General features: G+C 46.9%; 15 protein-coding genes and 1 tRNA gene. 6 read left to right on the forward strand and 10 right to left on the reverse strand.

All coding sequences use genetic code 11. The features are described 5' to 3' along the window. Nucleotides 1-7 precede the first annotated feature (7 nt). On the forward strand, nucleotides 8-865 hold the full coding sequence (locus tag G5B06_RS15265) for a YitT family protein (protein WP_173762229.1): 858 nt from the start codon (nucleotides 8-10) through the stop codon (nucleotides 863-865). Between the two features lie 536 nt (nucleotides 866-1,401). Further along, on the forward strand, nucleotides 1,402-2,109 hold the full coding sequence (locus G5B06_RS15270) for a C40 family peptidase (RefSeq protein WP_173762230.1): 708 nt from the start codon (nucleotides 1,402-1,404) through the stop codon (nucleotides 2,107-2,109). Nucleotides 2,110-2,192: 83 nt separating this feature from the next. On the opposite strand, the gene G5B06_RS15275 is transcribed toward G5B06_RS15270, so the two are convergent. The 10 genes from G5B06_RS15275 to G5B06_RS15320 form a co-directional block, all read right to left on the reverse strand. After that, on the reverse strand, nucleotides 2,193-3,524 hold the full coding sequence (locus G5B06_RS15275) for an MATE family efflux transporter (RefSeq protein ID WP_173762232.1): 1,332 nt from the start codon (nucleotides 3,522-3,524) through the stop codon (nucleotides 2,193-2,195). 737 nt (nucleotides 3,525-4,261) lie between these two features. Further along, nucleotides 4,262-4,885, reverse strand: a complete 624-nt coding sequence (locus G5B06_RS15280) for a V-type ATP synthase subunit D (protein ID WP_173762233.1) — start codon at nucleotides 4,883-4,885, stop codon at nucleotides 4,262-4,264. 12 nt (nucleotides 4,886-4,897) lie between these two features. After that, a complete protein-coding gene (locus G5B06_RS15285) occupies nucleotides 4,898-6,280 on the reverse strand; it encodes a V-type ATP synthase subunit B (protein ID WP_015525388.1) in 1,383 nt (460 codons plus the stop codon). A 15-nt stretch (nucleotides 6,281-6,295) separates the two neighbouring features. Next, entirely contained in the window at nucleotides 6,296-8,065 is a 1,770-nt protein-coding gene (locus G5B06_RS15290) for a V-type ATP synthase subunit A (protein WP_173762234.1), read from the reverse strand. Then, nucleotides 8,058-8,645, reverse strand: a complete 588-nt coding sequence (locus G5B06_RS15295) for a V-type ATP synthase subunit E (RefSeq protein ID WP_173762236.1) — start codon at nucleotides 8,643-8,645, stop codon at nucleotides 8,058-8,060. The genes G5B06_RS15290 and G5B06_RS15295 overlap by 8 nt, the downstream gene beginning before the upstream one ends. Nucleotides 8,646-8,657: 12 nt before the next feature. Continuing rightward, the gene (locus G5B06_RS15300; protein WP_148446205.1) at nucleotides 8,658-8,966 is read right to left on the reverse strand and encodes a V-type ATP synthase subunit F; all 309 of its coding nucleotides are present in this window, start codon (nucleotides 8,964-8,966) and stop codon (nucleotides 8,658-8,660) included. Between the two features lies 1 nt (nucleotide 8,967). Continuing rightward, nucleotides 8,968-9,399: an ATP synthase subunit C gene (locus G5B06_RS15305; RefSeq protein ID WP_015525392.1), complete on the reverse strand. Its 432-nt coding sequence runs from the start codon at nucleotides 9,397-9,399 to the stop codon at nucleotides 8,968-8,970. Between the two features lie 67 nt (nucleotides 9,400-9,466). After that, nucleotides 9,467-11,407, reverse strand: coding sequence for a V-type ATP synthase subunit I (locus G5B06_RS15310; RefSeq protein ID WP_173772439.1), 1,941 nt, complete (start codon nucleotides 11,405-11,407; stop codon nucleotides 9,467-9,469). A gap of 18 nt (nucleotides 11,408-11,425) precedes the next feature. Next, nucleotides 11,426-12,469, reverse strand: coding sequence for a V0D/AC39 family V-type ATPase subunit (locus tag G5B06_RS15315; RefSeq protein WP_173772440.1), 1,044 nt, complete (start codon nucleotides 12,467-12,469; stop codon nucleotides 11,426-11,428). 19 nt (nucleotides 12,470-12,488) lie between these two features. Next, on the reverse strand, nucleotides 12,489-12,809 hold the full coding sequence (locus tag G5B06_RS15320; protein ID WP_173772442.1) for a hypothetical protein: 321 nt from the start codon (nucleotides 12,807-12,809) through the stop codon (nucleotides 12,489-12,491). 677 nt (nucleotides 12,810-13,486) lie between these two features. Between G5B06_RS15320 and trmB the strand changes: the two genes are divergently transcribed. The 4 genes from trmB to G5B06_RS15340 all read left to right on the forward strand — a co-directional run bounded on the left by trmB (nucleotide 13,487) and on the right by G5B06_RS15340 (nucleotide 15,906). Beyond that, complete coding sequence (gene trmB, locus G5B06_RS15325; protein ID WP_021976327.1) at nucleotides 13,487-14,143, forward strand: tRNA (guanosine(46)-N7)-methyltransferase TrmB; 657 nt, start codon at nucleotides 13,487-13,489, stop codon at nucleotides 14,141-14,143. Nucleotides 14,144-14,153: 10 nt separating this feature from the next. Beyond that, nucleotides 14,154-15,482: an MATE family efflux transporter gene (locus G5B06_RS15330; RefSeq protein ID WP_173762242.1), complete on the forward strand. Its 1,329-nt coding sequence runs from the start codon at nucleotides 14,154-14,156 to the stop codon at nucleotides 15,480-15,482. A gap of 90 nt (nucleotides 15,483-15,572) precedes the next feature. Further along, nucleotides 15,573-15,746, forward strand: a complete 174-nt coding sequence (locus tag G5B06_RS15335; protein WP_173762243.1) for a hypothetical protein — start codon at nucleotides 15,573-15,575, stop codon at nucleotides 15,744-15,746. Between the two features lie 87 nt (nucleotides 15,747-15,833). Continuing rightward, a tRNA-Lys gene (locus G5B06_RS15340) sits at nucleotides 15,834-15,906 on the forward strand. Nucleotides 15,907-16,185: the final 279 nt, after the last annotated feature.

Below are 16,185 nucleotides of genomic sequence, written 5' to 3' on the forward strand. Positions count from 1 at the left end.
TTTTTTAATGAAAAATCTGATACCAAAGCGTATGATGGAGTATATCATTATCACATTTGCTGTTGTTCTGATGGATGTGGGGATTTATGTGTTTAAGTTCCCGAATAATTTTTCCTTTGGTGGTGTTTCGGGTATGGCGGTTGTATTTTCGCATTTTATTCCGATGACGTCTGCTCAGATCAACCTGGTGATTAATCTTATTTTGCTGGTGATTGGGTTTATTATTCTTGGACGGGATTTTGGAGTGAAGACGGCTTATGTTACGGTTGTTTCTTCTTTGCTTCTGAATGTGTTTGAGAAGGTTTTTCCAATGGATAAGGCTCTGACCGGGAATATTATGCTGGAGCTTTGTTTTGCGATCATTTTGCCGGCGTTGGCTGCGGCGCTGCTGTTTTTTGAGAATGCTTCGGGTGGTGGCACGGATATTGTGGCGATGATTATTAAGAAGTATTCGACTATGAATATTTCGGGTGCACTGTTTTTGGTGGATTGTGCGATTGTTGTTGTTTCGTTTATGGTGTTTGATCTTACTACGGGGCTTTGTTCTGTGCTGGGGCTTATGGCTAAGACGTTGTTGATTGATAAGTCGATTGAGAGGATGAAGCTGAATAAGTATTTTACGATTATTTCCAGTAAGCCGGATGTAATTTGTGAGTTTATTATGAAGGAGTTGAACCGGAGTGCTACGGTTTATCATGGGGAGGGTGTTTATACCCATAAGGATAAGAAGATTATTCTGACTGTGGTTGATGTGGGACAGGCGGTGTTGCTGCAGAGGTTTATTGATGAGGTGGATCCGCAGGCGTTTTTGATGGTTACTAAGAGTAGTGAGGTTGTTGGGAAGGGGTTTATGAGTTATATCTGATTATATTTTTATATTTGTTTGACGGAAGTTGGGAGAGTGTTCCTTGTGGCCTGGGTATGGGCTGCAGGGGATGCTCTTTTTTGTACGGAGTGGGTTGCAGACCGAAGTGCGGATTGACGGACGACGGACGCCAGGGAGACGGGTGCTGGTTTGCTCCGGGCGGGAGGTAGTGGTGGCTGTGTGGGGCTTTTGGTGGAAGTGAGAGGGTGATGAGTGCTAGGGGGGAGTGGATTCCTGGGAGTTGGATGAGCCATCAGCGCTTCGCTGGATGGCTGGGAGGAAAGGCTGAGTTTCCTGGTGTCTGACGGTAGGGATGGGGTGTTGGCGTTGCGTTGGATGGCGGATTTAGTGTGTGAAGGTTTTGTGAAAGGGTTTGACAGGTGTAAGTTTTTATGGTAGGATACACACTTGCGTAACAAATTTAACAAAATTGTAACAAATGAACGAGTGATGAGCGTGGCGAAATGGATTGTGTATGTCTGACTGAATGAGTGTATGTGTTGCTGCGTGGTTTTCTGAGAGGAGTTTTTATTTTTATGTTTTATAAGAAATTTGCTGCTGTTGTTCTGAGTGCTGTTCTTGTGGGGGCGGTTCCGTGTTCTGTTCTGGGTGCTTCGGATGTCAGTTCTGTGACGGATGGAGTGGTGGAGGAGCTTTCCATGGAGGATGATTTCTCGGACGGAGCGGATTCTATTTCTGCTTTGGCTAGTGCTCTGGCGGATAAGACGGTTTCTGAGGTGCAGGATTATCAGGAGGCGAAGGCTGAGGCTGAGGTGATTGCACAGGAGAGGCTTGAGGCGGAGGCGGCTGCTGAGGCTGCGCGTAAAGCGGAAGAGGAGCGTAAGGCTGCTGAGGAGGCTGCGCGTAAGGCTGAGGAAGAGCGGTTGGCGAAGCGGCAGGAGATTGTGGATTTTGCATTGCAGTTTGTGGGAAATCCTTATGTTTATGGGGGGACGAGTCTGACTAATGGGGCGGATTGTTCAGGGTTTGTAATGTCTGTGTTTGCACAGTTTGGGTATGAATTGCCTCGTGTTGCGGCGGCTCAGTGTGCGGCTTCCGAGAAGAAGGATGTTTCCAATATTGAAGTTGGTGATCTGGTTTTTTATGGTGATGGTGGGATTGACCATGTGGCTCTTTATATTGGTGATGGCAAGATCGTTCACGCCAGTACAGCAGCTACGGGTATCAAGGTTTCCGACTATAATTACCGGGCTCCGGCTGCAGTTGGTACGTTTGTGGAATAGAGAATAAGTGACAGATAAGAAAAAACTTCGGTTTTGCCTGTGTTGAGACGGGTGGAACCGAAGTCTTTTTTCTGTGGATTATACTATGCTTTTTTCAGGGTTTTCCGGTAAACTGTGACGGATACTATGGCAGTAAACACCTCTGTGATCCAGAAGGCGTTCCATACGCCTGTGGGGCCCAGGAAGCGGGATAAAAGCCAGGCTACTGGCATGATAACGATGACGTAGCGGAAAAGGGAGATCACGAGGGATTGTGTGCCTTTTCCCAGGCCTTCCATGGCACCGGAGGTGGTAACAGAGACTGCGGAAACAAGGAAACCTGCGCTGATGATCCTGAGAGCTTTGGAACCTGCTGTTATGGTTTCCGGGGTGTTGGTGAAAAGGTTCATAAGCTGTGTGGAGGCCAGGAGACAGATGATGGTTCCAAGAAGCATGATCACACAGCTGGATTCCAGTGTCAGCCGGAAAATTTTTTTCACACGTTTCATTTCCCGGGCACCGAAGTTGTAGCCGATCAGCGGACGCATTCCCTGAATGATACCATTGGCCGGAAGATACAGGAAGGTCTGTAGTTTATAATAAATGCCAAGAATTACCACGTAACTGTCTGAATAGGCGGCCAGTACAGAATTTAGAAAGGAGATCAGGAACGATGGCAGTGCCAGGTTCAGGATTGCGGGAACACCGATGGCATACAGGCTGAGATCCGTTTCTTTGCTTGCTTTCAGAGCTTTTGGCGTTACGCGTACCGGAATAGGCTTCAGAATATAAAAGGCCATATATACCACAATGGTGAGCACCTGACCGATGCCTGTGGCCAGAGCCGCACCCTGGATTCCCATTTTCGGGAAAAATCCGATTCCCCAGATCAGGAACGGGTCCAGGATGATGTTACTGATACATCCCACCAGCAGGGCGATCATAGACACTTTCATTCTTCCCACAGCCTGGAAAAGTTTTTCAAAGAAAAGGCTGATGGTAATTACTGTGGAAAACAGGAAAACGATGGTGGAATATTCCAGTCCCATCCGGATTACGGTTTCATCCTGCGTGTACATCCGAAGAAACGCGGGCATAACGGCAATGCTGATTACAGTCATCAGAAAACCGTGGATTACAGACAGGAGAAAACCGTGGGTTGCGGCTGTGTCTGCCATTTTTTTGTCTCCTGCACCAAGGTGGTAGGAGACTCTAGCGTTGATTCCGATTCCAAAGCCGATGGCAACGGCGTTGATCATGTTCTGAACCGGATAGACCAGGGAAAGGGCAGCCATGGCCTGTTCACTGATCTGCGCTACAAAGAAACTGTCCACAATGTTGTACAGCGAGTTTACAAGCATGGAAAAGACCATAGGCAGAGCCATGGATGCCAGCAGCGGACCTACAGGTTTTTCCTTCATAAATGTGTCGTTCATGAAAAATCCTCCTTTATATCAGAATCGTATGGATATCAGGTGTGGGAAACAGAGCGTGCTTTTTTACACAATAAAAGCCACACAACCTGTCCCTTCTGAATGGGGCAGATTGTGTGGCGAAAAAAGTCGGAACTGAAAAATCCACACGTTGTTTTAGTGCCTTCACCTTAACAAAAAATGAGCTGGATGTCAATAGGCATACGGTTTAAGAATATCTGCCTGACTGCGGGCAATTGCGGGCATAATCGGGCTGAAAAATACCATTCTGGCAATATGCACAAAACCTGTCGAATCATGGTGGATAAGTGAAAAACTTTCCAAAAAGTTTTCCACATGACAAAAATCCGCAAATCCGCTAATAATCAAGTTATACACAAAATTATCCACATTATCCACAAGGATAACAATGTGGATGACCTGATTTACATAAATAAAATGAAACGTATGTTTTGTGTAAAATGATAAATCTGTAAAAAACGTTAAAAATATTTTTAAAACTATTGACATTTTTAAATTCTAAATATCATAGAATATTTTACAAAAAAGACATAATTCAAAAGAATAAAAATGAATAATCAGAAAACAATAAATAAATTCTTGTAAAACTAATCTATTCAAAAGGAACACTATCAGATGTATGGAAATGTGAGCAAAAAAAGAACAGTGCCCGGATAAAACGGGCACTGTAACGTGTTGAAAAGTCATTTTCAGGTGTGGATAAGTGTGGATAAATCTGCTTATCCTCCCTGTTTCATACGTTTGATCACCTTCAGACGGGTAAACTCTTCACGCTCTTTTTCTTCCAGGGCATTGGTAATATCCCTGGTGAGAGTTTCATATCTGGGGATGGTGATGTTTTTCAGGGCGTTGGCACGCTTCTGTGTTTTTTTGATGTTGGTGGCAAGACGGATGGCTGCGTTTTCGATCATGGAGAGCTGAATGGACAGCTCTTTTACACGCTCGAAGGCTGCCTTGGCCTCGTCCAGAGACAGCTTGGTGCTGTAGTAGGCGTAGGTCGGTGTATTGCCGGCTTTTTTATCGTATTCCACAAGCGGGATCTCGGTTCCCATGACACTCCTGGTTTTGATCCGGATGGAATTTTCCACAGGAACGGTATGGGAGATCTGATCTACAAAAGCGATTCCGATCTCCATGTTTGCTTTCTGCAAAGCAGCGTAGGCGGTGCGGAAAGTCTCATCAATCTGGGCCTGGATATCCTTTGCCTGGTCGATCAGCTCCATCATTTCACGGATCAGGATATTACGCTTTTTGTCCATAAGCTCATAGCCCTGTCTAGAAAGGGCCAGAGAATTTTTTGCAAGTATGAGATTTCCCTTGGTGGGAAAGGTATTCGGATCCATAAAATCACCTCACTAACGGACGGTTTCTCTGTAATACTGATCCAGAACTTTGGTATCGATACGGTCGAGTTCTTCTCTTGGGAGAAGTCCCAGAAGTTCCCAGCCTTTATCCAGAGTTTCAATGATGCTTCGGTTTTCTGTCTCAGACTGTCCCACAAACTCTGCCTCAAAAGCTTTTCCAAATACAAGGTACTGCTTATCCAGCGGAGAAAGCTCGTCTTCGCCGATAACCGATGCCAGGGCTCTTGCATCGCCTACTTTTGCGTAGCAGGAGAAGAGCTGGTTGGCAACATCCTGATGGTCGGCACGTGTGAAGCCTTCACCGATACCGTCCTTCATCAGACGGGACAGGGACGGCAGAACGTTGATCGGCGGGTAGATCGCCTGTCCATGAAGCTGACGGTCCAGTACGATCTGGCCCTCGGTGATATATCCGGTAAGGTCAGGAATCGGGTGGGTGATGTCGTCGTTTGGCATGGTCAGGATCGGGATCTGGGTTACAGAACCGGTGCCTCCACGGACGATTCCCGCACGCTCGTAAAGAGTTGCCAGTTCACTGTACAGATATCCCGGATAACCTTTTCGGGAAGGAATCTCACCTTTGGAGGAGGAAACCTCTCGCATAGCCTCGCAGAAGGAGGTGATGTCAGTCAGGATAACCAGAATGTGCATGCCTTTTTCAAAAGCAAGATATTCAGCAGCAGTGAGGGCAATCTTCGGTGTCAGAAGACGCTCTACAACCGGGTCGTTGGCAAGGTTCAGAAACATTACAACGTGGTCGGAAGCACCGCTTTCCTCGAAGGTCCTGCGGAAGAATTCGGCTACGTCGTATTTAACGCCCATTGCTGCAAAAACAATAGCGAATTTCTCATCGGAGTCTGCGCCAAGGGAAGCCTGCTGAACGATCTGTGCAGCCAGCTTGTCATGAGGAAGACCGTTTCCGGAAAAGATCGGCAGCTTCTGGCCGCGGATCAGGGTGGTCAGTCCGTCGATGGCGGAGATGCCGGTGTTGATATAGTTTCGCGGATATTCACGGGTTACCGGGTTCAGCGGAAGTCCGTTGATATTCAGGCTGACTTCCGGTGTGATCTCGCCAAGTCCGTCAATGGGCTGGCCGATACCGTTAAAGGTACGTCCCAGGATCTCCGGGGAAAGCCCGATCTCCATAGGATGTCCGGTAAGACGTGTGTGTGTATTGCCGAGGGACATATTATCAGTTCCCTCAAAAACCTGGATAACAGCCTTGTCTTCATAGATTTCCACGATACGGCCGATCTTCTGTGTGCCGTCTTCCATGTGGAATTCCACGATCTCCTCGTAAGATGCGTTTTTGACACCCTCAAGGACAACAAGAGGGCCGTTTATTTCACTCAGGCCAAGATATTCGATTGCCATAAACTGATCCCTCCTTTAACCGTTTCTTTCCAGTACGTTGTCGTAGAAGCGGTCGATATCTTTATGATATTCATCAAAACGCTCCAGTTCTTTGTTTGGAACTTCGTATTTGATGGCGATGATACGTTCAAAGATCTTATCCTCTTTCAGTACGGAAACCGGCATGCCACGGTTTACAAGAGCACGGCATTTCTCGTAGAGATAGAGGATGGTTTCCATCATCAGGAACTGTTTTTCCATAGGAACGCTGGTGTCTTCCTGATGGAAAGCGTTCTGCTGCAGGAAACCCAGACGGATGACTCTGGCGATCTCCAGCGTCAGTTTCTGGTCATCCGGAAGAACGTCGCTTCCGATCAGTTTGACGATTTCCATAAGAGAACTTTCCTGATTGAGGATTGCCATGATCTGGTTTCTGTCGTAGACGAATTTTGGGGAAACATGCTCTCTGTACCAGGGAGTCAGGTCCTCCAGATATTCGCTGTAACTGGTCAGCCACTGGATAGCAGGGAAATGGCGGGCATAAGCAAGGGCCTTGTCCAGTCCCCAGAAGCAGCGGACAAATCGTTTCGTATTCTGTGTAACAGGCTCGGAGAAGTCGCCGCCCTGAGGGGAAACCGCACCGATAATGGAGACGGAACCTTCTGTTCCGTTCAGGTTCTGCATCATTCCCGCACGCTCATAGAATGCGGAAAGTTTGCTTGCCAGATATGCAGGGAAACCTTCCTCTGCTGGCATCTCCTCCAGACGTCCGGAAAGCTCTCGGAGAGCCTCGGCCCATCGGGATGTGGAGTCTGCCATGATCGCTACGTCGTAACCCATATCACGGTAATATTCTGCAAGGGTAACGCCGGTGTAGATGGAAGCCTCACGGGCTGCAACCGGCATGTTGGAAGTGTTGGCGATCAGGGTGGTTCTGTCCATCATCAGGTTTCCGGATTTCGGGTCGATCAGTTTGCTGAAATCCTCAAGAACCTGTGTCATCTCGTTTCCACGCTCACCACAGCCGATGTAGATGATGATATCTGCGTCAGACCACTTGGCGATCTGGTGCTGGGTCATGGTTTTTCCGGTTCCGAATCCTCCCGGAACAGCAGCAGTGCCGCCCTTGGCAATCGGGAAAAGAGTATCCAGGATACGCTGGCCGGTAAGAAGCGGAACGCTTGCCGGGAAACGTTTGTAGGTCGGTCTCGGCACACGGATCGGCCATTTCTGTGCAAGTGCCAGTTCTTTTTCAGTTCCGTCATCAAGACGAACGGTAACGATGGGTTCCAGAACCGTATAAGCTCCGTCAGGAACGGCATGGATAACGGTTCCGTGTGTGATCGTCGGCGGAACCATGGACTTGTGAAGGATAGAAGCGGTTTCCTGTGTCTCGGCGATAACCGTACCTGCGCCGATGACATCGCCTTCTTTTACTGTAATGTGTGTTTCCCATTTTTTTTCGGTGTCAAGAGAGTCAACGCTGACACCACGGGAAATATATTTTCCAGAGGCCTGTGCAATCTCTGCCAGAGGTCTCTGGATACCATCAAAAATATTGTGGATGATTCCCGGACCAAGGAGAACGGAAATGGCGTCTCCTGTTCCGATCACGGTTTCTCCGGGTTTCAGTCCGGTAGTTTCCTCAAAAACCTGTACGGTGGTCATATGTTTCTTAAGACCGATGACTTCGCCTACCAGTTTTTCAGGGCCTACATAGACCATCTCGGAGATCTTGAATCCGGTGTCGCCCTTTAAGTAGATAACAGGACCGTTAACACCGTAGATAATACCTGTTTTACTCATGTGCTGGACCTCCGTCAAATTTGAATTCTCTGTAAGCTGCCTGGTAACCTTCCTCAAAGGAATTGTCTATGAGGATGTTTTTTTCAGGGATGATCGCCTTGATTCCGCCGATAAAGGACTCGTCGGAAAGCTTCAGCGGAAAGCCGGTTTTTACAGTGAGAGATTTCAGACGAGGTTCATCTTCTTTTGAAAGATAGATCTGGATCTCATCGTGTTCCGCGAAGCAGACAGCTTCTTCAATTTTTGTACAAAGATATTCTTCATAACGGGAAGATTCCATGAATTTCAGGATCTGTTCCCGGACTTCTGCAAAAAGTTTTTCTTTTAAGCGGCTCTGTCTGGCAGTCCAGTCACGCCGGATGTGAAGCTGCTCTGCGGAAAGTGCCTTGTTGATCTCACGCTTTGCGTTTGCGATCTCGGCTTTACGGGAGCTGGCGGCGTTTTCCAGAGACATTTTTTTATGTTCCTCCAGTGCGGTATCCAGGGAGTCTTTGTGCGCCTGGACATCTTTTTCCGCCTGACGGCGGGCTTCTTCCACGGAGGTGTCATAGAAGTGTGTAAGCTTCTCTTCGATTGTCATAATATCACCTGCCTATAATTTTAATCCGATGGCCTCATTTACATAAGAAGTAATGAAATCAGGCCTGCGGCCGGTACCATGTCTGTCAGGAATTTCAATGATGAGAGGTGTTTTGTGATGAAGTTTGACATCATCGATGATCTCAGGAAACTCCCGGCCGAATTTCTCGGTCAGGAGTATGATTCCGATCTCTTTGTCTGCGATGGCGCGTTCCAGGGCTTCTTTCAACTCGTCGTGTTCATGGACGATCACACCTTCTACACCGGCCAGTCTCATTCCTGTCAGAGTATCAATATTGTCACTGATCAGATACATTTTCATATCAAAGTTTACCCAGGATCATGAAGGAGATGATCAGTCCATAAAGAGCAACACCTTCGGCAAGACCTACGAAGATAAGAGATTTACCAAGGATGCTCTGATCTTCACTGATTGCTCCAAGGGCTGCGCTTGCCGCACTGGCAACGGCAATACCACCACCGATACAGGAAAGTCCGGTAACAAGTGCTGCTGCGATGTAACCCATACCTGTTGCAAGGCCTGCGTCAGCGCCTGTAGCAGCCTGTACGGAAGCTCCGCCTGCAAATGTTACGGCAATGGCGACAAGCATGATCCCAAAGAAGAAAAAGGCGTTGACACCAAGAGCTGTTTTGTAGCGGCCGCGGCTTTTTTCGCCGAGAAGATAATAACCAAATGGAAGAATGATGCTGAGTACAAGTGCAACTGCGATTGTGATCTGTGTAATGACTGTCATGATGATGACCTCCTTAATATTCGTTTAATTGAATGCCCGGATCAGAATGCGTTCCGACTCTGGCATTTTATTTGTTTTTGGAGCAGAACGGCTCGAATTTCCGTCCGCTGCCCTTGTAAAAACGGCTGAACATTTCGTAATATTCCAGACGGAGTACCTGGATACCTACGATCAGGCCCTCCATAGCGCATACGAACAGGTTTCCGAGAATGATGACGATCCAGTTCGGACTGCCGTTCTCCGCGCCTGCAAGCATAAGTACAACCTCCATCATAGCTGCGTGGCTGACTGCAAAAGCACCGATACGCACGAAGGAGAGTGTATTGGAAAAGTAGCTCAGGATAACCTCGAACAGTTCAAAGATACCCTGTACGATAAACATGCCTTTTTCTTTTGGCATAACCTCGGCCTTTTTTTCTACCAGGTTTGTAAGAGGCTCCTTGAAGAAAATAAGAAGCAGCGGTAAACCAAACATAATGGCAACGACTGCACCACCCGGAACTGCATGCCCGGATACAAAGAGTCCGATGCAGAGAACTGCGGAGCCATAAAATACAAGTCCTGCCACAGCGTTGGTGTCAAACCAGGTTTTTTCAACATCATGCGTCTTAAAGGAATTGATGATGTTGAAAACCATACACAGGAGGATGATTCCCATGCCGAAGCCGATGGCAACGATAAATACGGTATTCAGTTTTCCGATAAAAGGTATGGTTGTCATACTGTCCACAGGCCGCAGCCACAGAGCAGGTATGACATCCTCAAATCCAAAGATACTTCCGAACATCAGACCGAAAAATGTGGAAAAGACTCCGGCGCAGCTGATGATTCCGGCAAGATCGATATGCTTCAGCTTGTACAGGAGCAATCCTCCGATAAAGAGCAGGAGTCCCTGTCCTGCATCACCGAACATGGCTCCGAAGATAAAGGAGTAGGTGATGGCAACGAACCAGGTGGGGTCCATTTCACCGTAAGCAGGAAGTCCGTACATTTTTACGTACATTTCAAATGGTTTGAAAAGTTTTGGATTTTTCAGTTTGGTTGGCGGCTGATGGTTCTGGTCGTGCTCCGGCGTATTGGTATCTTCTCCGTCTACCAGGCAGAAGATTTTTTCGTCGGATGAGATATCGGCTTGAAAAGCTCTGGTGTCGGCTTCTGTCATCCATCCGCAGAGAATATAGAAATTTTCATGCTTTCCGGTGCAGGCTGCCGCTTTCCGGACATCGAAATTTCTGGAAAACTGAAGAAGTGTGTTTCTGGCGGTAACGATGGTTTCTGCCTGATCCGCAAGAAATCTCTGGTATTTCTGTTTCTGTGATTCCAGATGCTTCAGGGCATCCTCGTATTGTTTGCTTACGCTTGAAAATGCCTGCTGTGCAGTTCCGGTATAATTATCCGGCACAAAGATCTTCTCAAAGTGCATGGAAGAGTAGGCGGCATCGATTTTGTGCGCTTCATGCTTCGGTACAAAGTAAACGCCCCAGACGTATTGGTCATCTTCATCGCATTTAAGGAAGATCGTGTTCAGATTGTCGTAAATATATTTCTTGAATTTCTCATAGTACTGTTTCTCGATACGTCCGAAATGAAAATGGATATACTTCAGATGAAGTATGGATGAAATATCATAATCAATATTTCGGAAGGGACGTATGATCCGCAGTGACTCTTCCAGAGAGGAACATGTTTCTTCCAGTTCGGACTGTTTCTTCTGGAGCTGATCCGCCTGGGAGCGGATCTCCTTTACTGTGGAAAGTGCTGTTTCAATACCCGGGCTTCTGTTGGAAGTGGCCGGAGGAGTTTTCAGCTCCTCATAAATGGTATTGATGGAATTTAAGGCATCTCTGTAGGGGTTGACCTCCAGGAAAGGCGTCAGACTTTCTACTGTGGTCAGCTCTGAGAGAGCGTTTTCCAGATGGATCTCGTACTTGCACAGGTAGGTGTTTACAACCCGGTCGATATCTGCTTTGGGACCGGTGATGCTCAGAAAATTCATTTTTTCAATCACGTTGCTACCTCCTGGTTATTAACCGTTGCGTATATAACGCAGGGATTGTTCTGGGTCCACGCCATAGCGCACGCATTCAAGGGCAATGGTCAGACGGTTGACTTCATGTTCTTTGTGATATAAATAGGAATAGATGACTGCCACGGAGTAGGGATCCTTGCGTGCTTCCTGTTCCAGTATGCTGCGAAGAATATAGTTATAAAATTCTTCCAGACTGGCGACGGTCAGCTGTTCGTATTTCTTACCATAATAAGTTCCATTGAAGATACGACGGAACTCTTCCGGTGTAGGGGCTTCCACAAGGGTGGTGATCTCTTCTTTGCGGAGCTTGTAGTTCATGGGGACCAGCAATGCGTAAATAGCAGCCGGTTCCATCTGAAAACAGCGTTTGGAGCGCTGGATGAACTGCAGGTTCAGCATGTCGAATTTTTCGCCATAAGCCTTGGTGATCTGCTTGAGATCGTTACCTTTAAAAAGTTTCTTCCGCACATTCCAGATCTGTGAAAAATACGAAAGGTCAAGTGCCATGCCGAAGTCAAAAAGCGTGGCATTTCCACGTTCGTTGACCTGGGACAGCGGAATATAAAAATCATTTCCCTTCAGTGCCGCAATAAATTCGTCCATATTGGTGCAGGCGGCAAGCCTGTCAATGTCCAGTTTGGAATGATGTTTGAAAAAATCGCGGTAGGGAGAAATATCTACGGGATCAGTGTCCCGGTGGTCAAAGAGATTCGTCATGATTTCTTTCAGGACGCGGATCTCATAACGCTTCGAGTAAAGCGACAGGAACGTTCGCTGTTCCTGGTTTGCAAAGTGGTAAAGCCTTGAAAAATTCAGGAAGATGGATTTCTTCAGGAGTTTTTCTATCTGTCCGCGGTGAAGGTCATTTTCATCGAGACCGGACCAGATATTCTGATATTCGGGAGTCCGTTTCAGGTAGGCTGTTACCTGGGGGACATTGTGAAGCTGAACGATTTCTTCCAGCTGCTCATCTGTCACAAGCCTGCTCTGCATGGCGCGGATCTTGGTGGAGAGTCCGCTGTATGAGAGGACAGTGCCCATTGAATCACTTCCTTTCCCTTCAGGTTTCGGTGATGCCTGTTATTTTCTGAAACAGCTCACTGCAAAGACTTTCGTGATTGGCTTCGTAATAGGCGTCCAGCCTGGACAGCTGGTCTTCGGTTTCTGTGCGAAGCTCATTGATCCGGGCGTCTTTCTCGCGGGCCAGATCTTCACGGATCTTCAGGATCTCGTCGCTGGTTTCTTTTTCAAGTGAAGCGTCGAATTCCTTCGTCTGTTTTTCTGCTTCTTCCGAGAGAGCCTGTTTCTGTCGCGCAGCGTCCTGCATGATGGCATTGGCTGTAGCTTCGATTTCCGAAAGCTTATTTAGGATTTGTTCCATAGCGCCCTCCTTGTTTGGTTATTGTTTATAATTGATTTTTATATGATACACCTTTTTTATGGTAAAAACAACTAAAAAGTTGTTAAATTTTTTGCAAAGTTTGAATAAATGTGTTCAAAAAAAAGACGGAAAAAGAATATTTGTTTATTAGACGATATATTCTTTTTTGGGGAAAAATGAAAACCGCAAAGGGGCCGTAAAGCCACGGCCCCTCTGCACACCCCTCGGGCTTTTTTTTAAGGAGTTCTTGGTTGTGGTGACGGGAGGTTGTTGACTTGTGGTTGTATTCTGCGGTGTTGGGGATGTGGGAGGTTGTGCCGATGTGGATTTCTGTACTCTTCGGTATTGGAATGCGGGAGGTTGAGCCGATTTAGGTGATGGGGACGGCGAGGCGCTTTGCTGTCGCCTGGGGATGGGAAGATTTTTTATTTTTTGCTTGCAACGGTGGGGGAATTACATGTATAGTTGGGTATTGGGACGTCGTGTGAATGTGGGGTTTTCAGGAATGATAGTGAATGAGAAATTTTATTATTTATCGAACGAGAATTAAATTCACGAGGGCGTTCTTGTTGGTGTGGCTGGTGAGGGTGGAGATGGATGGGACTGATTGAGCTTGCTGGCTGCGAGATGTAATGAGTTGAGTTGTATATTATAAGAAGATTAATTGGAGGTTGTTTATGAGATTACGTAATATTCCTGGGGCTAAGGATGCTATTTTGGAGTGTGATTGGGTGATTGATGAGCCGGAGAGGTTTAAGGGGAAGTGGGAGAGTGTTTTTGGGGAGAAGAGACCGCTTTTTCTTGAGGTTGGCATGGGAAAAGGGCGTTTTTTGATGGATATGGCGCGTCTGCATCCTGAGAGGAATTTTGTTGGAATTGAGATGTATGACAGTGTGCTGCTTCGGGCACTGCAGAAGAGGGAGGAGCTTGAGGAAGCCGGGGAGAAGTTTTCCAATCTGGTGTTTATCCGTGTGGATGCAAGGCTTCTGCCGGAGATTTTTGAGAAGGATGAGGTTGACGGGATTTATCTGAATTTTTCCGACCCGTGGCCTAAGGCCCGTCATGCCAAGAGAAGGCTGACTTCCAGGGAGTTTCTGAAGAGATATGAGCAGGTCCTGAAGAAAGAGGGGGCTGTGGAATTTAAGACGGATAACCGTGGGTTATTTGAGTTTTCTCTGGAAGAGGTGAAGGAGTCCGACTGGAATCTGGAGGTTTGTACATTTGATCTGCATCATGATGAGGAACTGGTTAAGGGAAATGTGATGACAGAGTATGAGGAGAAGTTTTCTTCCATGGGTAATCCGATCTGCAAGATGGTGATCAGACAGAAATAGAGGCGATAAAATGCAGGAAGAGATTTTTGAAAAGTATCCGATTCCGAAGGCGTATTTTAAGCTGGCGCTTCCGGTTGTGTTCAGTATGGTGATTTCGCTGATCTATAATATGGTAGATACTTATTTTATTGCGGGAACCGGAAATACGGATCTGGTGGCGGGTGTTGCACTGGGTACGCCGATCTTTACGCTGATGATCGCCCTTGGAGATATTTTTGGCCTGGGCGGAAGTTCTTTTATTTCCAGGCTTTTCGGGGAAAAGAAATTCGAGGATGCGAAGAGGATCAGTGTGTTCAGTTTTTATGGGGCCATTGTCTGCGGTGTGGTGGTTACCGTTGTTCTGATGCTTTTGCGAAGCCCTATTCTGGGGTTGCTGGGTGCAAGTGAGGCAACCTGGGAGTATGCTTCTCAGTATTATACCTGTATCGCACTGGGCGCTCCGTTTATCATTGTGGCGTTGACGCCGTCCAATCAGCTGCGTACAGAGGGTTTTGCCACAGCATCTATGATCGGTTCTGTGCTTGGTGCGGTTGTGAATATCATTCTGGACCCGGTGATGATCTTCGGGCTTGGCTGGGGTGCGGCAGGTGCTGCCACAGCTACGGTGATCGGAAATGTATGTACGGATATTTTTTTCGTGTGGTTTCTTATTAAGAAGAGCAGAAATCTCTCTGTGAACCCTAAGGGCTTTCATATTTCAGGGGCGGAAATCGGAGCGGTTTTTGCAATTGGGATTCCGGCGTCGGTGACAAATCTGATGCAGAGTATCGGGATTGCTCTTACCAACCGTGCGTTGTTGGGATTCGGTGATGATAAAGTTGCGGCTATGGGTATCGTCATGAAGATCAATATGATCGCGGCGCTGGTGCTTGTTGGCTTTGCTTTTGGCGGGCAGCCGCTGATCGGGTACAATTATGGTGCGAAAAACCGCGAGAGACTGAAGGGAACGCTGAAATTTGCCTATCTGTTTGAGGGCGGGCTGGCTCTTGTCCTGATGGCTGTACTTGGATTTTTTGCCCCGCAGCTGGTGCGGATCTTTATGAGTGATCCTTCGGTTGTGGAAAACGGCGCACTGATGCTGCGCCTGCAGCTGGCAGGTATGGTGTTTATGGGAGTTGTGCTGATCAGTACCTGTACCTTCCAGTCAGCAGGACAGGCAGTGGGAGCGTTTCTCCTGTCCGTCAGCAGACAGGGCGTGATCTTTGCCATTGTGCTGAATGTGGCACTTCGAGTTGCCGGATACCATGGTGTTCTGGCATCCCAGGCGATTTCGGATCTGCTGACCGCGGCGCTTGCAGTGGTGCTGGTTGTGCGGTGGTGGAAGTCCGTAGAGTTTTAAATTTGTTGTGAATAAGATTTTTTTCAGGCTGATCGGGAAACTGACCGGCCTGTTTTCATATAATAAATAAGGAAAAGGGGGAAAGAAAGCTTGAAAAAAAGAAAATCCGGTTCCTTCCGGCGAAACCTCAACAGTGTAAATCGCAGCATCAACAGCCAGGTATCCCAGATCAAAAATTCGCTGTCAGAAATAGAAAAAACACTGAACAAAATTGCATCAAATGAAGATACAAAAAATAAAAAAGATAAAAATAAAAAAAATTAAAAAAAGGTGTTGACTTTCACCGAACCATAACGTATAATACAACATGTCTTGAGGAACGAAACAAACGAAAGACAAACAATTAAATATGCGTTTTTAGCTCAGTTGGTAGAGCACCTGACTCTTAATCAGGGTGTCCAGGGTTCGAACCCCTGAAGACGCACTAAAAGCACTGTTTTTGCAGACATGGGAGCTGCGGGGACGGTGTTTTTTTGTGCTTGAAATCAGTGTTTATGCGTGTTCCGGAATTTTTGAGGTTTTGTCTGGACGGAGTGAAATGAAACGAAATCGGGGTAAAATCGGGAAACAGTAAAATGCCGATCATCAGATGTGATCAGAGTGTCCGATTTAGACACCATGATTATAGGTATAGATCCTTTTAAATAAAGCCTGCAAATAAAAAGTCAAGGCTAAATTGAAGAACATTGAAAATTTTATACAG

It is taken from the genome of Blautia luti, from assembly GCF_013304735.1.
Lineage (GTDB): Bacteria > Bacillota > Clostridia > Lachnospirales > Lachnospiraceae > Blautia_A.